General features: G+C 68.0%; 14 protein-coding genes and 1 pseudogene. 5 read left to right on the plus strand and 10 right to left on the minus strand.

Annotated elements, in window-relative coordinates; translation table 11 throughout:
- Nucleotides 1–4: 4 nt before the first annotated feature.
- On the minus strand, nt 5–367 hold the full coding sequence (locus LFM09_RS28750; protein WP_414099684.1) for a hypothetical protein: 363 nt from the start codon (nt 365–367) through the stop codon (nt 5–7).
- Nucleotides 368–392: 25 nt separating this feature from the next.
- Complete coding sequence (locus tag LFM09_RS28755; protein ID WP_414099685.1) at nt 393–1,073, minus strand: hypothetical protein; 681 nt, start codon at nt 1,071–1,073, stop codon at nt 393–395.
- Between the two features lie 28 nt (nt 1,074–1,101).
- Between LFM09_RS28755 and LFM09_RS28760 the strand changes: the two genes are divergently transcribed.
- Nucleotides 1,102–2,649: a cobyric acid synthase gene (locus tag LFM09_RS28760; RefSeq protein ID WP_414099776.1), complete on the plus strand. Its 1,548-nt coding sequence runs from the start codon at nt 1,102–1,104 to the stop codon at nt 2,647–2,649.
- A gap of 10 nt (nt 2,650–2,659) precedes the next feature.
- Here the strand turns inward: LFM09_RS28760 and LFM09_RS28765 are convergent.
- Nucleotides 2,660–3,418, minus strand: a pseudogene (locus LFM09_RS28765) (EamA family transporter); the annotation flags it as partial.
- Between the two features lie 73 nt (nt 3,419–3,491).
- Here LFM09_RS28765 and LFM09_RS28770 point away from each other — a divergent pair.
- Complete coding sequence (locus LFM09_RS28770) at nt 3,492–4,382, plus strand: LysR family transcriptional regulator (protein ID WP_414099686.1); 891 nt, start codon at nt 3,492–3,494, stop codon at nt 4,380–4,382.
- Here the strand turns inward: LFM09_RS28770 and LFM09_RS28775 are convergent, their stop codons facing one another.
- The 4 genes from LFM09_RS28775 to LFM09_RS28790 form a co-directional block, all read right to left on the minus strand.
- Nucleotides 4,383–8,159: a phage tail protein gene (locus LFM09_RS28775; protein WP_414099687.1), complete on the minus strand. Its 3,777-nt coding sequence runs from the start codon at nt 8,157–8,159 to the stop codon at nt 4,383–4,385.
- A gap of 72 nt (nt 8,160–8,231) precedes the next feature.
- Nucleotides 8,232–9,323: a winged helix DNA-binding domain-containing protein gene (locus LFM09_RS28780; RefSeq protein WP_414099688.1), complete on the minus strand. Its 1,092-nt coding sequence runs from the start codon at nt 9,321–9,323 to the stop codon at nt 8,232–8,234.
- On the minus strand, nt 9,320–10,423 hold the full coding sequence (locus LFM09_RS28785) for an epoxide hydrolase family protein (RefSeq protein WP_414099689.1): 1,104 nt from the start codon (nt 10,421–10,423) through the stop codon (nt 9,320–9,322). The genes LFM09_RS28780 and LFM09_RS28785 overlap by 4 nt, the downstream gene beginning before the upstream one ends.
- Before the next feature lie 46 nt (nt 10,424–10,469).
- The gene (locus tag LFM09_RS28790; protein ID WP_414099690.1) at nt 10,470–11,141 is read right to left on the minus strand and encodes a FadR/GntR family transcriptional regulator; all 672 of its coding nucleotides are present in this window, start codon (nt 11,139–11,141) and stop codon (nt 10,470–10,472) included.
- 105 nt (nt 11,142–11,246) lie between these two features.
- On the opposite strand from LFM09_RS28790, the gene LFM09_RS28795 reads away from it, so the two are divergent.
- On the plus strand, nt 11,247–12,434 hold the full coding sequence (locus LFM09_RS28795; protein WP_414099691.1) for a CynX/NimT family MFS transporter: 1,188 nt from the start codon (nt 11,247–11,249) through the stop codon (nt 12,432–12,434).
- 4 nt (nt 12,435–12,438) lie between these two features.
- Complete coding sequence (locus tag LFM09_RS28800; RefSeq protein WP_414099692.1) at nt 12,439–13,707, plus strand: BTAD domain-containing putative transcriptional regulator; 1,269 nt, start codon at nt 12,439–12,441, stop codon at nt 13,705–13,707.
- Here the strand turns inward: LFM09_RS28800 and LFM09_RS28805 are convergent.
- The gene (locus LFM09_RS28805; RefSeq protein WP_414099693.1) at nt 13,704–14,270 is read right to left on the minus strand and encodes a CHAP domain-containing protein; all 567 of its coding nucleotides are present in this window, start codon (nt 14,268–14,270) and stop codon (nt 13,704–13,706) included. The genes LFM09_RS28800 and LFM09_RS28805 overlap by 4 nt on opposite strands.
- Nucleotides 14,271–14,458: 188 nt before the next feature.
- Here LFM09_RS28805 and LFM09_RS28810 point away from each other — a divergent pair, with 188 nt between their 5' ends.
- Nucleotides 14,459–14,863: a VOC family protein gene (locus LFM09_RS28810; RefSeq protein ID WP_414099694.1), complete on the plus strand. Its 405-nt coding sequence runs from the start codon at nt 14,459–14,461 to the stop codon at nt 14,861–14,863.
- Nucleotides 14,864–14,895: 32 nt separating this feature from the next.
- On the opposite strand, the gene LFM09_RS28815 is transcribed toward LFM09_RS28810, so the two are convergent.
- Both LFM09_RS28815 and LFM09_RS28820 read right to left on the minus strand, forming a co-directional pair.
- Nucleotides 14,896–15,309 (minus strand): hypothetical protein, encoded by a 414-nt coding sequence (locus LFM09_RS28815; protein WP_414099695.1) that lies wholly within the window; start codon nt 15,307–15,309, stop codon nt 14,896–14,898.
- 64 nt (nt 15,310–15,373) lie between these two features.
- Complete coding sequence (locus LFM09_RS28820) at nt 15,374–16,747, minus strand: mycothione reductase (RefSeq protein ID WP_414099778.1); 1,374 nt, start codon at nt 16,745–16,747, stop codon at nt 15,374–15,376.
- Nucleotides 16,748–16,834 lie beyond the last annotated feature (87 nt).

Here is a 16,834-nt window from a genome sequence, read left to right on the forward strand (position 1 = left end):
CGGATCAGGTGGTCTCGTAGGGGTCGTGTGCCGCAAGCGCCTGTGCGTCCGTGACCCCGTTGCGGGCGGCGAGGCGGCGTCGTTCCCGCACCTGCGCACTGGTGCGGGGGCGGAACTCGGGCTTGCGCGAGCAGCCGCACGTCTCGAAACCCTCGTAGCGCAGTCCGGCGGTGAGCACGGCGGCGACGGCGGTCCAGCCGGAGGTGTCCCGACGTCTGGGTGCGGCGAAGTCGTGCCCGGCGAAGACCATCGGCGTTCGGCAGTACGGGCAGAGGTGATCCGCGCCGTCCCACGGGTGCTTGCTGCTTCTGCGGCACGGCACGCACACGTAGTGGACCTTGTAGGTGGTCGTGGCGTACGTGCACATGGAGCCAGGTTAGCGGCGAAGGAAGTCAGAGCCTGCTGATCACGGACTTCAGCGCGGCCGCGACCGCCGAGGGTGACGTCGCGGCCGCCAGGTGGTGCGACTCGACCCGCTCCACCGGCCAGCCCAGCTCCTCAGCCTTCGCCGCCGCCTCCTCGTAGACCGCGGACAGCAGCACGTACCCGCACGCCCCGGACCACTCGACGACCGGGCGCTGCTCCTTCAGGAACTCCCACGGCACCTCGGGTGCCTCGTCGCGCATCTCCTCGCGCAGCTCCGCGGGCACCAGCCGCAACGGGTCCTCGGAGAACCACCGGTCCCAGCGCGGCAGCCTGCCGTCGCGCACCGAGCCCTTGACCTGGCGCACGAGCACGGGGTCGACGGTGTCGCGCCACGCCTTGCCCGGCGTCGGCAGGTCCGAGTCCAGGAACACCAGGCCGGCCACGTCCAGTTCCAGGGCGTCCGCGAAGCCCGGCAGCAACGGCCCGGCACCGCTGTGGCCCACCAGGACCAGCGGGCCGCCGACCCCGGCGTCTTCCAAGGCGTCGGCGAACGCGCCGATCAGCCGCTGGTGCACCGGGGCCTCGTTGACGGTCATCTGCAGGTCGACCAGCAGCACGGCCAGTCCGTCGGAGGCCAGTTCGTCGGCGAGCGGACGCATGCTCGACGGGCCGAGGAACGGGCTGTGCATGAGCACGACGGTGACCATGGGGGTGATGATGGCAGCATTGGCGTCCATGCGGGGCGCGATGTTGATCTGTGGGACGACCTCGGACGCGGGCAAGAGCGTCCTGGTCGCCGGACTTTGCCGCTTTCTGGCACGCCAGGGCGTCGACGTCGTGCCGTTCAAGGCGCAGAACATGTCCAACAACTCGTTCGTCACGCTTGACGGAGGCGAGATCGGCCGCGCCCAGGCGTTGCAGGCGCGGGCGGCGTTCAAGGAGCCCAGCGTCCGGTTCAACCCGGTGCTGCTGAAGCCCGGGAGCGACCGCACGTCGCAGGTCGTGGTGCTCGGCCAGGCGGTCGGCGAGGTGTCCGCGCTCAGCTACCGCGAACGCAAGCAGCAGCTGCTCGACACCGTTCTGTCCACTTTGGATGGACTGCGCAAGGACCACGAAGTCGTCATCTGCGAGGGCGCGGGCTCGCCGGCCGAGATCAACCTGCGCCCCAACGACATCGCGAACATGGGGCTGGCGACAAGAGCGAACCTCCCGGTGCTCGTCGTCGGCGACATCGACCGCGGTGGTGTGTTCGCGCACCTCTTCGGCACGGTGGCGGTGCTCGACGCGGCCGACCAGGCGTTGATCTCAGGCTTTGTCGTCAACAAGTTCCGCGGTGACCAGCGCCTGCTCGAACCGGGTCTGCATCAGATCAAGGCGTTGACCGGACGGCCCGTGCTCGGCGTGCTGCCGTGGCGTGAGGAGCTCTGGCTCGACGCCGAGGATTCGTTGTCCTACAACGCGGACGGTGTGATCGGCCGGCCGCAGCCACCGCTGAAGGACTGGCTGCGAGTCGCCGTGATCCGGTTGCCGCGCATCTCCAACGCCACCGATGTCGAGGCGTTGGCCTGTGAGCCGGGTGTCTCCGTGCGGTTCGTGACCGAGCCATCACGGCTGGCGGATGCGGACCTGGTGGTGCTGCCGGGTTCGAAGGCGACCGTCTCGGACCTCGCGTGGTTGCGCGAAACCGGTCTGGCACAAGCGATCCAACGGTTCGACGGCCCGGTTCTCGGCATCTGCGGCGGCTTCCAGATGCTGTCGAAGCGCATCGAGGACGACGTGGAGTCCAAGCACGGGATCACCGAAGGTCTCGGCCTGCTCGACGTCGACATCCGCTTCCAGCAGCAGAAGACCCTCGCAAACCCGGAAAGCACGGCCTGGGGCGAGTCCGTCACCGGCTACGAGATCCACCACGGCCAGGTCGTCCGCAGCGCCGAGAGCCCGCTCATCGCCGACGAAGGCGCGCAGACCGACCGGGTCCTGGGCACGCACTGGCACGGCCTGCTGGAGAACGACACGTTCCGCCGCAAGTTCCTGCGGTGGGCGGCGGAGCGTTCGGGACGGGACTTCGAGCCGGGTGAGGTGAGCTTCCAGGCCGCCCGCGAGGCCCAGCTGGACCTGCTGGGCGACCTGGTGGCGGAGAACCTCGACACCAAGGCCGTCATCGACCTGCTGGAACGAGGGGCTCCGGCCGGACTTCCGTTCGTGCCGCCCGGCGCCCCACCAGCTGCGGGACAGCCAGCCCGGCGAGCACGAGGCCACCGGCCGCCGCCTGCAATGCGGTGAGGTCCTCGCCGAGGAACGCCCACGCCGAGAACATCCCGAACACCGGCACCAGCAACGAGAACGGCGCCACGACCGAAGACTCGTACTTGCGCAGCAGGAACCCCCAGATGCCGAACCCGAGCAGCGTCGAGATCCACGCGACGTACCCGATCACGCCCACTCCGGCCCAGTCGAGCCGCCCGAGCGCGGAGACGTCCTCGGTCAGGAACGACAGCGCGAACAACGGCAGCACCGCCACAGCGCTCACCCACACCATGAACCGCAACGTGTCCGCAGGCCGCGCGTACCGCATGATCACGTTCGACACGCCCCAGCACGCCGCCGCCCCGACCAGCAGCAGGAAGCCGAGCAGCGGCGAGCTCAGCCCGTAGTCCCACGCGATCACCCCGATGCCCACGACCGCGAGCGCGATCCCGGTGACCTGCACGGGCCGCGGCCGTTCGCGCAGGACGACGGCGGCGAACACGGTCGTGAAGATCACCTGGCTCTGCAGCACCAGCGAGGCGAGCCCGGCCGGCATGCCCACCTTGAGGCCGATGAACAGAAAGCTGAACTTCGCGACGCCCAGCACCAGCCCGACCGCGAGGATCCAGCGCCACGCCACTCGCGGCCGTCCCACGAAGAAGATCGCCGGCACCGCCGCCGCGAGGAACCGGAGCGCCGACAGCAGAATCGGCGGGAACTCGTCCAGCCCGACCTTGAGCACGACGAAGTTGAAGCCCCAGATGGCGGCGACCAGCACGGCGAGCAGGATGTGTCGGGGACTCATGGCTCTAAGCTTGCAGGCGCTAACTATTTAGCACTAGTTCCGCTTCCTAAGGTTATGGGTTTAGCATCGCTACATGCTCGATCTGGGAAGACTGAAGGCACTGCACGCCGTCGCCGTGCACGGCACGGTCGGCGCCGCAGCGGAGGTGCTCGGCTACACGCCGTCCGCGGTCTCACAGCAGATCGCCAAGCTCGAACGCGAAACCCGCACCACGCTGCTGGAACGCCGAGGCCGCGGCGTCCGCCTCACCGATGCCGCCCGGTTGCTCGCCGACACCGCGGGCCAGGTCCTGAAGCTCGTCGAAGAGGCCGAGGTCGCCCTGGAGGAACAGCGCGGCGCGGCGATCGGCCGGCTGTGCATCGGCTCGTTCGCCACGGCGGCCCGCGGCCTCCTGCCGGACGTGCTGGTCGGCCTGACCTCGCAGCACCCCGCCCTGGACGTCCGGATCAGGGAGATCGACCCACCCCAGGCCACCGAGGCCGTAGCCCGCGGCGAGCTCGACATGGCGATCGTGCACGACTGGCAGAACACACCGCTGCCGGTGCCGGAGTCGTTGTCCCGCATGGAGATCTGCACGGACGTCGCGGAGGTGCTGATCCCGGCGACGAACCCGTTGTCGGAACGGGCCTTCCTCGAACCCGCCGACCTGGCGGGGGAGCGGTGGATGTGCCAGCCGGAGGGGTCGATCTGCTTCGACTGGCTGGTGCGGACGTTCCACGGCGCGGGCATCCAGCCGACGCTGGCGTACCGGATCAGCGAGTACCGCACGCAGTTCGCGTTGCTGGCCAAGGGGATCGGGGTCGCGCTGATCCCGCGGCTCGGCAGAGGAGTCGTGCCGGACAACGTTCGGGTCGTGCCGTTGCGGCCGACGCCGACGCGGCAGCTCTACGCGGTGTGGCGCACGCAAGCCTCGCGCCGACCGGCGATCACGGCGGCTTTGGATGTGATCAAGCAGCACGCTTGATCACTCGTCGTCCTCCTCTCCGGCCCTGCGGGCGGTGGCCGCCTTGTGCGCGGTCGTCGTGATGATGAGCAGCTCGATCTCGACCGCCTCGGTGCTGCGGCTGGTCGCGCCGACGTCTCCGAGATCCTTGTCGTCGATCTTCTGTTCCGCGTAGAGGCGGGCGATCTCACGTTTGCGTGCCAACGGCACCTTCATGTCGGCGATCTGCTGCTCGGGGCTGCCGGCCTTGGCTGTCTTCTTGCGGATGCGCTCGACGACTGAGCCGTATCGGCGGCGGATCTTGGTGCGGATGTACGTCTCCGGGTTCTTCGCCACCTCGTCGAGGTGCTCGACGTCCAGGCCGAACTCCTCGCGCCCGCCGTAGAGGTTCTGGATCGCCGAGGCCGCTGCCCGCAGTGCCGAGTAGATCGAGGTCTCCGCCTGAGACACGCGGGCTCTTGCGATATGCGCCTTGGCCGTGGTGACGGCGGCGGCCTTCTCGGCTCTCGTGGCAGGGCTCTGGTTCGCGAAGCTCTTCACGGCCTTGTTGTTGTACTTGACCGCGTGCATGGACAGACGGGTCGGCACCGCCCTGGTCTGGCCCAGCTCCGCGCCTCGACGTGGTGTCCGCCAGTTCGCGAAGTTGTTGAGGTAGTCGTTCGTCGTCTCCTCGGCCACGCTCTCGAACAGCGTGGCCGCGGCCTCCGAGTCTTCTTCCTCGGCGGGGATGTCGTAGCTGTCGGTCTTCATGGCCTGGACGTGCACGTGCTCGGAGGCGGCGTCCTTGCGTTCCACCACGAGGTTGAGCGGCACGTTGTACTTGTCGCGGATGCTCGCGAGGCGCTTGTCGGCATCGGCGTGGGACTTGCTGGCGCGCAACGCCTTTCCTGCGGCCTTGATCGCGGCCTCCTTCGGGTCGGCGGGTTCGCCGGTGACCTTCGCCTTGACCGCGGCCGCTTTGCCCTTGACCCACTTCTTGCCGGCCTCGACCTTGCCCTTCACCCAGGCCTTGCCCGCGGCCACCTTCGCCTTCACCTTGCCGCTGATGCCCTTGGCGGCCTTGATGATCGGCCCCGCCAGCTGCAGCCCCTTCTTGATGACCCAGTCCAGCGCCTTGTTCACCGGCTTCTGCAGCTTCTCGATGATCGCCCGGATCTTCGCGCCGATCCCGCCCAGTCCGATCGCACTGGCGAGGAAGCCGATGATGATCGGGACCATCTGGCCGAGCACGTCGTTGATCTTGTTGACGACGCCGCTCACGTTGCCGCGCACGATGTCCGCCACCGAGTCGATGACGGTGTTGACGAACTTCATGATGCGGCCGGCGTTGTTGACGAAGAACATGATCACGTCGTAGATCAGCTTGCAGGCCTTGATGAACGCGGCCGCGGGGTTCAGCAGGCCGATCAGCCAGGTGATGCCGGCGGTGATGATCTTCGTGATCACGAAGTCCTTCACCTGCTCCAGGATCATCTCCTTGATGTCGCCGAGCTTCTCCATCAGCATCTGCCACAGGCCCGCGACGCCCTGGGTGGTCAGCACCTGGAAGATCTCGACGCCCTTCTCGGCCGCGGCCATGGCCTTCTCGCCGATCTGGCGGACCAGGCGGTTGCGGATGTTCGACCACGTCAGGCCGAAGATCGACGCGAGCAGCTTGATGATGCCGCGCAGGTCGAACTTCTCGGGCAGCTCGATGCCCGCCTCGGCCAGTGCGCCGAACAGCCAGCCCATCAGGCCCTTGCGCAGGTGGTCGAGGATGTTGTCCTTGAACTTGAGGATGCCGCCCTTCACGCCCTCGATCAGGTTGCCGAGGAACTGCACCGGTTTCTTGATGATGTCGCCGACGACCGCGGCGGCGCGCGAGAGGACGTCGCGCAGCATCGCGGCCAGCTCGCGGATCGTGTTGATCACGCCCTTGACGGCGTCGATCGCGGCGTCGACGAGGCCCTTGTTCTCGGCCTGCAACGCTTCGATGCGTTCGTCCAAGCCCTGGCGCGCCTCGGTGTACTTGGTGGCCAGCGTTTCGACGACGGCGTTCTGCTTGTCGGTGACGTCGCTTTCGAGCTGTTCGAACTTGGAGTTGATCTCCTCGGACGCCTCGGCGCCGATCTTCTGCAGGTCCGGGGACAGAGTCTTGACGTAGGCGGCGATCTCGGCCTTGCCGGCCGCGATCTTCTGTTTGGCCAGGGAGAGGTCGGTGCCCACGATGTCGGCGACCTGGGAGATCACGCCGTCCATCTGCTTCAGGTACAGCTCGCGGCCGGCGGTGTAGAACTCGTTCACCTTGTCCGGCATGCCGAGCAGCTTGTCCTTGGCCCAGCGGTATCCGCCGAGCCAGCCGCTGTAGCGGTCCTGCTTGTAGGCGCCGACCTTCGCGGCCACAAAGGACTCGAACGCTCGCCGCGCGTCAGCCTCGCCCTTTGCGAACGCCGCTTCCACCTTGGGATCGATGCCGTCGAGGAGCTTCTTCACCTCGGCCTCGGTGGCCGCGAAGATGCTTTGGACGCGAGTCGTCACCTCGGCGCGTTTGGTCTCGTCCTTGGTCTTCGTCTTGCCCTTGTCCCCCACCAGTTTCGCGAGGGCCGAGCCCTTGGCGCTCTGCATCGACGCGACGCCGGAGGCCGTGGCCGCGCCGGCGTCGGCCTTGGCCTGGCCGATCACCTGCTGTTCCTGGGCGCGGAACTGGCCGGGCGCGGTGTCGGCGTGCGCGGCCGCGGTCTGCTTGGCGTCCAACGCTTGCTGGAACTGCGGTTCGTTCGACTCGCGCAACTGCTGGTCGGTGACGTCGCCCTGCTCCTGCGCGACCTGTTGCTTGCCGCCCTGCAGGTCGGTCTTCTCGGCCGGCACGGGTTTCGGCGCGGCACCTGCGGCCGGGATCGTCGCGGCCGCACCGGGGTTCTCCTGTGCCATCGGCGTGACCGGCTTCGGCACCGCCTTCGACTGGTCCGGTGGCGCGTCGCTGGCCGCCTCGATGTCCTTGGCCTGGCCCTGGGCGCCCTGGGAGACCATGCCCTTCACCTCGGCCGCGACGCCGTCTGCCTTGCCCTGCGGTGAGGTCGCCTCCTGCAACGTCTTGGGCGACTTGGCCTCGATCGCGGTCTTCACGGCCGCGATGAACGCCTTCTTGTCGAACGAACCCGCCTGCTGCGCGTCCATCGAGTCGACCTTCGACGCCTTCGCCTGCCCGGCCAGGTCGTCGGCGGGCGCGAGGGCCGCGTTCTGCGCCTCCTTGGCCTTCGCGGAGGCGGGCGGGTGCGCCTTCTTGGCCGCCGCGAACCCCTTGACCTTCGCGACGACCTGCGCGAACGCCGGGTCCGCCGCGGCCACCGGTGGAACAGCGGGCGCCGGTTCGGCTTTCGGACCAGCCTTCCCGCCGACAGCCGGCGGTTTCGCACCCGCCTTGGCGAGCTTCGACTTCGCCGGCACCGGCTTGGCTGGCGGCGTGGGTTTCTTGGCGGGCACGGCGTTCGGGCCGAACCCGGTCGTCGTCACGGCGAGGGCGGACGCCGGTGGTTTCGGCCCCTCCAACGTCACCGGCACACCGGCCGACTGGGCCGCCTTGAGGCCCTTTTCGACGGTGTCGACGTCGGGCTCGCCCTGGCGGACTTCCTTCAACGCGGCGTCGATCGCGGACGAGTCCGGTTGCTTCTGCTTGGCCGCCATCAACGCGCCCACGGCGGCGTTGCCCGCGTCGCGTTGCAGCGCGAGCAGGGCGTGCATGCCAACGGCAGGCCCGGCCTTGCGTTTGCCCTCTTCAAGGGCGCCCGTGACCTCGGCAGACCGGCGTGCGGCGACCATGGAACGAGCCTGGGCGAGCGCGAAGACTCAGAACACGACCGCCGAACACCCGCAAGGGCAGGAAAGTCCGCACTAAGGGGCAGCGACCACGTGTGCCTTCTTGGGCGCCAGCACCTTCAGCACGGCCTTGGCCTCGCGGACCACACCGGCCAGGTCCTTCTTCGTGGTCTTGAAGTACGGCTCGATCGTCAGCGTCGCGGTGTCCTTCGTCTCCACGACGTTCCAGGTGCCGCGCAGGAACCCGTCCACGAGGAACGTCGGCGGGAACACGCCGTTGCGCACCGCACCCCACCGCGACCGCGCGTCCTCGCTCATGATCCGGGTCCGGTCCGCGTGTCCCAGCAACACGTTGTCGAACGCGGGCAGCAGCCGTGCGGGCGCCGGCACGTCCTCGGACACGATCACGCCGTCCGGGACGTCCAGCAGCTCCTTGCCGTCCTCGTTCTTGTACCGCACCAGATCGAGATCGGCCGCGTGCGCCTTCAACCCGATCAACCGGGACCAGGCCTGCATGTCCGCCAACGTCGCCGGCCCGAACGCCCGCAGGTACCGCTGGATCAGCTCCGGCACCGCGGCTTCCGAAGGCAGCTCACGCCCCAGCCACGTCGCCATCGCGACGTTCTGCGGCACCCCGCCGACGCCCCAGATCCCGCGCGGCGGCACCTGGATCATCGGCACGAGCATCTGCGCCTGCGTCGACAGGTCGCGTGCCTTGGCCTCCGGGAAGTGCTCCTCCAGGAACGTGCCGATCTCCGCCACCGTGCGCGGTTCGGTGTCGATGTACTCACGCGTGATGCGCGCCAGCTTGTCCAGGTCGATCTCGACCCGGTGGGCCGGTGGCATCACGATGCGGGCCCACTTGTTCAGCTCCGGCTGCAACGCCGTGCGCATCAGGTAGACGTCGTTTGCCGAGATCAGGTGCAACGTGCCGCGCCACAACGTCATCCTGACCAGCGAACGGTCGATGATCAGTTTCGAGAGCGCGTCGACCTTGTACGGCTTGAGCCGCGTCCACAGCGCCAGGTACGGCGGGATCGGGGCCTGGGCCTGCAGGCCGCCGAGGTGTTCGACGGCCTGCACGATCGGCATGTCCGTCCGCTCCAGGAGCATCTGCCGCGCCAGGAGGGTCCGGTTGAGAGTGCGGTTCGAAAGCGTTGTGCTCACAGTGATCCGAAGAACTTCCTGATGTCTTGGACCAGCAGGTCCGGTTCCTCCATCGCGGCGAAGTGACCGCCGCGGTCGAACTCCGTCCAGTGCACGATCGACGGGATCATCTTCTCCGCCAGCGACCGCACCGGCGCGCTGATGTCGTGCGGGAAGATCGCCACGCCGGTCGGCACCGTCGACGGCTGCTGCTGGCCCCACGACGCCGACTGCTCCTTGTAGAGCGCCGCCGAGGAACCCGCCGTGCCGGTGAACCAGTAGACGGACACGTTGGTCAGCATGTGGTCGCGGTCCACCGCGTCCTCGGGCGCGCCCTCGTTGTCCGTCCAGTCGTGGAACTTCTCCGCTACCCACGCCAGCTGCCCGACCGGCGAGTCGGTCAGCCCGTACCCGAGCGTGCGCGGCCGGGTGCGCTGGATGTGCATGTAGCCGGAGAGTTCCTTCTGGTAGTGGTCCAGCGACTCCAGCGCGCGCAGTTCCTCGGGCGAGAGGTCGTTGACCCCGGACGGCCGGAACGTCTGCAGCATGTTCACGTGCACGCCGACGACCTGCTCGGGGAACACCCGGCCGATCTCCTGCGCGATGCCCGAACCCCAGTCGCCGCCCTGCGTGCCGTAGCGGTCGTAACCGAGGCCCTCCATCAGCTTCGCGAACGCCCACGAGATGCGCAGGACGTTCCAGCCGGGCTTGCGCACAGGTCCCGAGAACCCGAAACCGGGGATCGACGGGATGACCAGGTGGTAGTCCTCGGACAGCGGCTCGATCACGTTGAGGAACTCGACGAACGAGCCGGGCCAGCCGTGGATCAGCAGCAACGGCAACGCGTCCGGCTTCTTCGACTTGATGTGCAGGAAGTGGATGCGTTGCCCGCTGATCTCGGTCGTGAACTGCGGGTAGGAGTTGATCCGCGCCTCCTGGGCGCGCCAGTCGAACCCGGTGCCCCAGTACTCGGCGAGCGGGCGGAGGTAGCTCAGCGGGATGCCGTAGGACCAGCCGACACCCGGCAGGTCCTCCTCGGGCCAGCGCGTGTTGGCCAGGCGGGAACGGAGGTCGTCGACCTCGGCCTGCGGGATCTCGATGCGGAACGGCGTGATCTCCATGGCCCCCACGCTATGACCCGATGCGGACACTTTCGGTCCGCAATCCCTAACAGAACTTCTCGATCAGCTCCTCGAAGAACCCGCCTGCCTCGATCGCCGCCTTCTCCTGGTCGCCGTCCCGGACCGCGTGCAGCAGCCCGGTGTGCGACACCTGGTCCTGACCAGGCTGGGTGGTGTCGACAGATGCCGCCACCGAAGCTTTAACAGCTTCGGTCAAGCCCTGGTAGAGCTCCGCTAGAAGCGTGTTGTGCGAGCACTGGACGAGCAGCACGTGGAACGCGGTGTCGTGCTCGATCACCTCGGCCCACTGCTCCGCCTCCATCGCCGCGTCGCGCTTGCGCAGCAACTCGGTGAGGCGCGCCAGTTCGGCGTCGGTGCGGTGCTTGGCGGCCAGGCGCGCGCCCTCCATCTCAAGGGTGCGGCGGACCTCGAGCACCTCCTTCAGCTCGGTCCCGCACATGCGGCGGACCGCGCCGGAGATCTCGCTGGTCGCGCGGACGAACGTGCCGTCCCCCTGGCGCACCTCCAGCAGGCCGGCGTGGGAAAGAGCGCGCACCGCCTCGCGAACCGTGTTCCTGCCCACCCCGAGCGCGGTGACCAGCTCGGGCTCTGGCGGGATGCGCTGCCCGACGGGCCATTCGCCGCTGGTGATCGCAGCACGCATCTGGTCGATCACCTGGTCGACGAGGCCAGCACGTCGGGTAGTGGCCAACGGCACAGCGTCATCCTTTCATCCGAACATCCCATGTCTGCGATAGTGTTGCTCGTGACGATTCAGCAGACGACTAGTGCCGCACAGACTGCCACCGATCGGGGTCGCAGGGTGACGGTCGTCAAGAATCGTCACGTTCCGCTGGTCGGGTCCACGCTGCTCGCGATCGGGGTCGCCCTCGCGGCGGCGAATCTCCGCCCTGCGGTCACCAGTCTGGCCTCGGTGCTCGGCGATGTCCGCGCCGCCCTTGGGGTTTCGGCCGCTTGGACCAGTGCGCTGACCGCCGTTCCGGCGCTTTGTTTCGGCTTCGCGGCGTTCGCAGCGCCGTGGCTGGGCCGCCGCCTCGGCATGGCCCGTGCGATCGGACTTTCTCTGGGGGTGCTCACGCTCGGCCTGGTGCTGCGCGTGATCGATGGTCCGTGGGTCGTGCTGGGCGGCACTTTCATCGCGTGTGCGGGCATCGCGGTGTCCAACGTGCTGATCCCGGTGGTGGTGAAGGCGTCCTTCCCGAAGAAGGTCGGCCTGATCACCGGTGTCTACACGGGAACGCTCTCCGCGGGTGCCGCGCTCGCTGCTGCGTTGACGCCGCAGCTGGAGGAGTACCTCGGCTCGTGGCGCCTCGCCGTCGGTGCGTGGGCGCTGCTGTCGGCCGGTGCGGTGATCGTGTGGTTCGCCGGCGCACGGCACGGTTCGGAAGCATCTGTGGTCCGCTCGGCCGCTCCGCTGGAGAAGCGGTCGTTGCTGCGCAGCCCGCTGGCGTGGGTGATCACGGTGTTCTTCGGCCTGCAGTCGCTGTTCGCCTACACCGTCATGGGCTGGCTGCCCGCGATGCTCGTCGACTCCGGCGTCGACCGGAACACCGCCGGCATGCTGCTCGCCGTCTCGATGCTGCTCAGCGTGCCGGTCTCGTTGTTCGTGCCGCCGATCGCCGCCCGGTTCTCCAACCAGGGGCCGATGGTGCTGGCGCTGGGCGTGCTGTCGTTCGCGGGCATCCTGGGCATGCTGGTGGCGCCTGCCGCCGCGCCTGGGCTGTGGGTGGTGCTGATCGGGTTCGGCATGGGCATGTTCCCGCTGGCGCTGCTGGTCATGTCGCTGCGCACGAAGTCCACTTCGGACACCGCGCGACTCTCGGCGATGGCGCAGAGCCTCGGCTACCTGATCGCGGCGACCGGGCCGTTCGCGTTCGGCATCCTGCGGGACTCGACCGGCGACTGGACGGTGTCGCTCGTGCTGCAGCTGGTCCTGTTGGCCGCTCTCACTGCTCTGGGCATGATCGCCGGTCGTCCCCGCTACGTTTGATCGTGTGGCACTGGGGATCGGGTTTCTCGGCGATGTCGTCGTTTCGCTGGACGGGCAGGAGCTGAAGGTCGGGCACGCGCGTCAGCAGTGCGTGCTGGCCGTGCTGGCGGTCGAGGCCGGTCGGCCGGTTTCGCTGGACCAGCTCACCGAACGGGTCTGGGGTGACGATCCGCCCGCCAAGCCGCGTGACGCGCTGCACGGGTACCTCTACCGCTTGCGGCAGGTGCTCGGGGACGACGCGATCGTGCGGACGTCCGGCGGGTACACGCTGGTCGGCGCGATCGTTGATCTGCACCGGTTCTCGGAGTTCGTGGGTGCCGGCCGGTACGCGGAGGCGCTGGCGTTGTGGCGTGGGGAGCCCTTTGCCGGGTTGTCGTCACCTCGGCTCGATTCCGTGCGGGATCGGCTGGTGCAGGAGAAGCACGTCGCCGAGACCGAACTGGCCGAGGTCGCGTTGCGGGAGGGGCGGCACGGTGAGGTGCTCGCCGGGTTGATCGTTCGTGCTGCTGAGCATCCGTTGGACGAGCGGGTCGCGGGGCAGCTGATGCTCGCGTTGCACCGGAGTGGGCGGTCGGCGGAGGCGCTGGAGTCGTTCGAACGGTTGCGGCGCACGTTGGCTGACGAGCTGGGGACGGATCCCGGCGTGGTGCTGCGGGACCTGCACCACCGGATCCTCACCGAGGCCGAGCCGTCCGGGGTCTCGTTGCCTGAACAGCCTTTGAAGCGCCGGAACGCGGTGGTGTTCGCGGCGGCCGGGGTGGTCGCGCTGGTTGTTGTCGTGGTCGCGGTGCTGGTCAACCAGGGCATGCCCACCACGCCGTCGTCGTCGGCGCCGACGGGCAAGTACGCGGCCCGGTTGAAGTCGGGCGAGTTGTGCGTGACCGAGGGCCGTGACCGGCAGACGCACGACGGGCCGCCGATCGCGGTGCAGGGCGCTTGTTCGGGCGAGCCGCCGCAGACGTTGATCGAACCGCTGGGCGGCGAGAACGACAGGATCTGGTGGGACCACCCGGTGAACGGGCTGGGCTGCCTCAGCGCGATGGGTGGTTCGGCCCAGGAGGGCGCGCGGCTGGAGCCGTGGGACAAGTGCCGGGACGACATGACGTTCCAGCAGTTCCGGTTCGAGCGCGTGGGTGAGGACCGGTACCGGCTGCGGCCCCTGCACGCCGACCTGTGCGTCGGGGTGCAGGAGCCGCTGGCACCGGGTGCCGAGGTGGTGCTGGAGAAGTGCACCGGCGGTGCCGATCAGGAGTTCACCGTCGAACGGATTTAGAACGTGGGCTTCACGTACCCGTAGACCGCACCGCCGTTGCTGGTGGCCGTCTTCGGGTCGATGGTGCGCTTGGTGACCTTGTCGGAGATGTTGCCGTCGATCGTGGTCAGCTTGCCGTCCGCGTGGACCTTGACCACGATGCCGACGTGGCCGTTGAGGCTGCCCGGGTTGCCGTAGACGATCGCGTCACCGGCCTTCGGGCTGCCGCCGCGGGTGCCCGCCGGGCGGCGCTTGAGCAGGTTGTTGTCGTCGCCCCACTTTGCCCAGTACGTCGCCACCCACGCCTTGCCGTAACCGGCCGGCGGGAGCTTCTTCACGCCCGCCTTGTTCCACACCCACCTGGCGAACATGCCGCACCAGGCAGCGCAGTCCGAGCTGTACTTGTTGCAGTTGTTCGCCCGCTCCTTGTAGCCCACCTCGGCGGTCGCGACGCGGACCACGTCGGCCGCGGCCGCGATCTCCACCTCTTCGGTCGCGGCGGTGGCAGCGGATGACCCCAGCAGCAGCGCGCTGACAACGGCGGACAGCACGCCCACGGTGAAGGCTTTCTTGATGGATCGCACGTTCTTCTTCGCCCCTCGCATGTCGTGCGGTGCCCGGCTCGGACACCGCTGGGGCGAAGTCGACACGGGGGCTCTGGGGAAGATCTGTTCTGCGCTGGGACGGCACTGGAACGCCTGGTCAGCGGCGTGTGGTGAGGTGGTCAGGAATCAAGAAGCGATCGCGTTGCGGCGCTTCTAGCGTTGTCGTCATGGACATCGACATTCACGCCACGTTCCTCCCGCACACCGACCCCGAGGCGTCGCTGGCGTTCTACCGCGACCTGCTCGGCTGGGAGGTCCGCCTCGACGTCGGCCAGGGCACGATGCGCTGGATCACCGTTGCACCGGTGGGGTCGAGCTCCTCGGTCGTGCTGGAGCCGCCCGCCATGGGCGAGGGGCTGACGGATGGTCAGCGCACCGCCATCACCGAGATGATCGAGGCCGGCTCGTACGGGTACATCCAGCTGTCGACGCCGGATCTCGACGGCGTGTTCGACAAGCTTCAGGCCGGAGGCGCCGACGTCGTGCAGGAGCCGACCGCGCAGCCGTGGGGGTCGCGTGACTGCGTCTTCCGCGACCCGGCCGGGAACAACGTCCGCATCCAGCAGGCCTAGGTTTCAGGCCCCGGTTTCGGGTCGAGACGGTTTCAGTTCGAGACGAACCCCCGGTGCAGCACCGTGAGCTGATCGGCGAGGTAGCGGGCCCATGCCTTCGCCCGATCCCAGTCCGGTGCCGCGCCGGCGAAACTCACCGGCCCGCTGGCGCCGAGCCTGCGCACCATGCGGGTGACGTCGTTCGGCACCGGCGGAGCGCCGCGGTGGAACAACCACATGGGCGTCTGTTTCAGGGAAGCCTTGTGCCGCCTGACAAACCGATGCGCGTCACGCGCAGCGGCGTCGCCCATGATCACGGCACCGAACCCGTGCAACGTCTCGGCGGCGGCCACTGAGAGAACCGTGACTCTCAGGCCGCAGCCGGCCAGTTCGGTGCCGATGATCTGGGCGATCTCGTCGGTGGCGGCGATTTTCGAGGTGTACGCGACGAGGACTCTGTCAGTCATCGCTGCATCGTTGTCGGTTGGCCTGTATTTGGGCAGCGGCGGAAGTCCCTGTCGTTTAAGGCCTTCAGTCCAGCGGCAGGTTCAGCAGAGCGTTCTCCACGAGCTCGGGCATCGCCGGGTGGATCCAGTACTGGCCCTGTGCCATGGACTTCGCGTCCAGGCCGAAGCTCATCGCCTGGATCAGGGGCTGGATCACCGTTGATGCTTGAGGGCCGATGATGTGGGCTCCCAGGAGTTGGCCCGTTGCCGGGTCGGCGATCAGCTTGGCGAAACCCGTGGTGTCTTCCATGGCCCAGCCGTAGGCGATCGAGGCGTAGGCCTGGCTCGCGGTCACGTAGCGGATTCCTTGTGCCTTGGCCTCTTCTTCGGTCAGGCCGACGCTGGCGATCTGGGGGCTGGAGAAGACTGCTGCTGGGACGAAGCGGTGGTCGCTGGGCTTGGGGGCGTCCGGGTTGAGCAGGTTGTGCTGGACGATCTCTGCCTCGTGGTTGGCCACGTGCTTCAGCTGGTAGTCCGAGCTGATGTCGCCCAGGGCCAGGATGTGGTTCTGGCTGGTGCGTTGGTACTCGTCCACCTTGATCCGGCCGTCGTCGTGGAGGTCGATGTCGGCGTTCTTGGCGTCCAGCAGGTCGGTGTTCGGCTGGCGGCCTACAGCGATCAGGAGTTGGTCTGCCTCAACGGTTTCTGCGCCGTCTGGGCCTTCCATGTGCAGGCGGACGCCGGTGGTGGTCTTCTCCGCGCGGATCGTTTTGCGTTGGAGGCGGACGTCCCACTTGGTTTTGGCGATTTCGGTGAAGCGTTCGGCGATTTCCAGGTCCTCGTGCCGCAGCAACAGGTTCGAGCGGGCGATCATCGTGACCTTGACGCCGAAGCTGCTGAACACGTGAGCGAACTCGGAGGCGATGAAGCCGCTGCCGAGGATGATCAGGCTCTCGGGGAGTTGGTCGAGGCGCATGATGCTGTCGCTGGTGTGGTAACCGGTGGTCTCGATGTCGGCGATCTCGGGGATCGTCGGCCTGCTGCCGGCCGCGACGACGATTCGGTCGGCGGTGATCGTTTCGCCGGTTCCCGTGTCGATGGTGTGGGCGTCGATGAACCGTGCGGTGCCCTCGTAGACCGTGACGTTCGCGTTCTCGTTGGCGCGCCAGTTGCGGCCGCCTTCGGCGATCGGGTCGATCCTGTTGAAGATTCGGTCCCTGATTGCTGGCCAGTGGACTGCGTCCAGGTGAGCGTCTACGCCTAGTTTTTTGGCGTTGGCCGGGGCGGCTGCTTGGTCTGCCGTGTGGACGAACATCTTGGTGGGGATGCAGCCCACGTTCAGGCAGGTTCCGCCGAAGGTTCCCTTTTCGAGGATGGCGATTTGCCAGCCTGCCATCGCCTCGTTGGGGATGGAGTTGCCGGAGCCGGTGCCGATGATGACCAGGTCGAAGTGCCTCACGGTTCGATCCAACCATTTCAGGGTGGGTGGTGTTCCCGTCGTGGCTGTTACGGAGGGCTTACGAGGATTGCGCCTGGTCCGTAGGGG

The sequence above is a fragment of the Lentzea alba genome (assembly GCF_047445655.1).
Taxonomy (GTDB): Bacteria; Actinomycetota; Actinomycetes; order Mycobacteriales; family Pseudonocardiaceae; genus Lentzea; species Lentzea alba_A.

Coding starts and splice junctions, on each gene's coding strand:
- LFM09_RS28775 (WP_414099687.1), bottom strand. CDS start 8,159: ATGGTCGCCGCACGCCGGTCTGCCGAGGTCACGGGCGCCCTTGAAGAG.
- LFM09_RS28770 (WP_414099686.1), top strand. CDS start 3,492: ATGCTCGATCTGGGAAGACTGAAGGCACTGCACGCCGTCGCCGTGCAC.
- LFM09_RS28815 (WP_414099695.1), bottom strand. CDS start 15,309: ATGACTGACAGAGTCCTCGTCGCGTACACCTCGAAAATCGCCGCCACC.
- LFM09_RS28810 (WP_414099694.1), top strand. CDS start 14,459: ATGGACATCGACATTCACGCCACGTTCCTCCCGCACACCGACCCCGAG.
- LFM09_RS28750 (WP_414099684.1), bottom strand. CDS start 367: ATGTGCACGTACGCCACGACCACCTACAAGGTCCACTACGTGTGCGTG.
- LFM09_RS28760 (WP_414099776.1), top strand. CDS start 1,102: ATGCGGGGCGCGATGTTGATCTGTGGGACGACCTCGGACGCGGGCAAG.
- LFM09_RS28785 (WP_414099689.1), bottom strand. CDS start 10,423: ATGGAGATCACGCCGTTCCGCATCGAGATCCCGCAGGCCGAGGTCGAC.
- LFM09_RS28755 (WP_414099685.1), bottom strand. CDS start 1,073: ATGGTCACCGTCGTGCTCATGCACAGCCCGTTCCTCGGCCCGTCGAGC.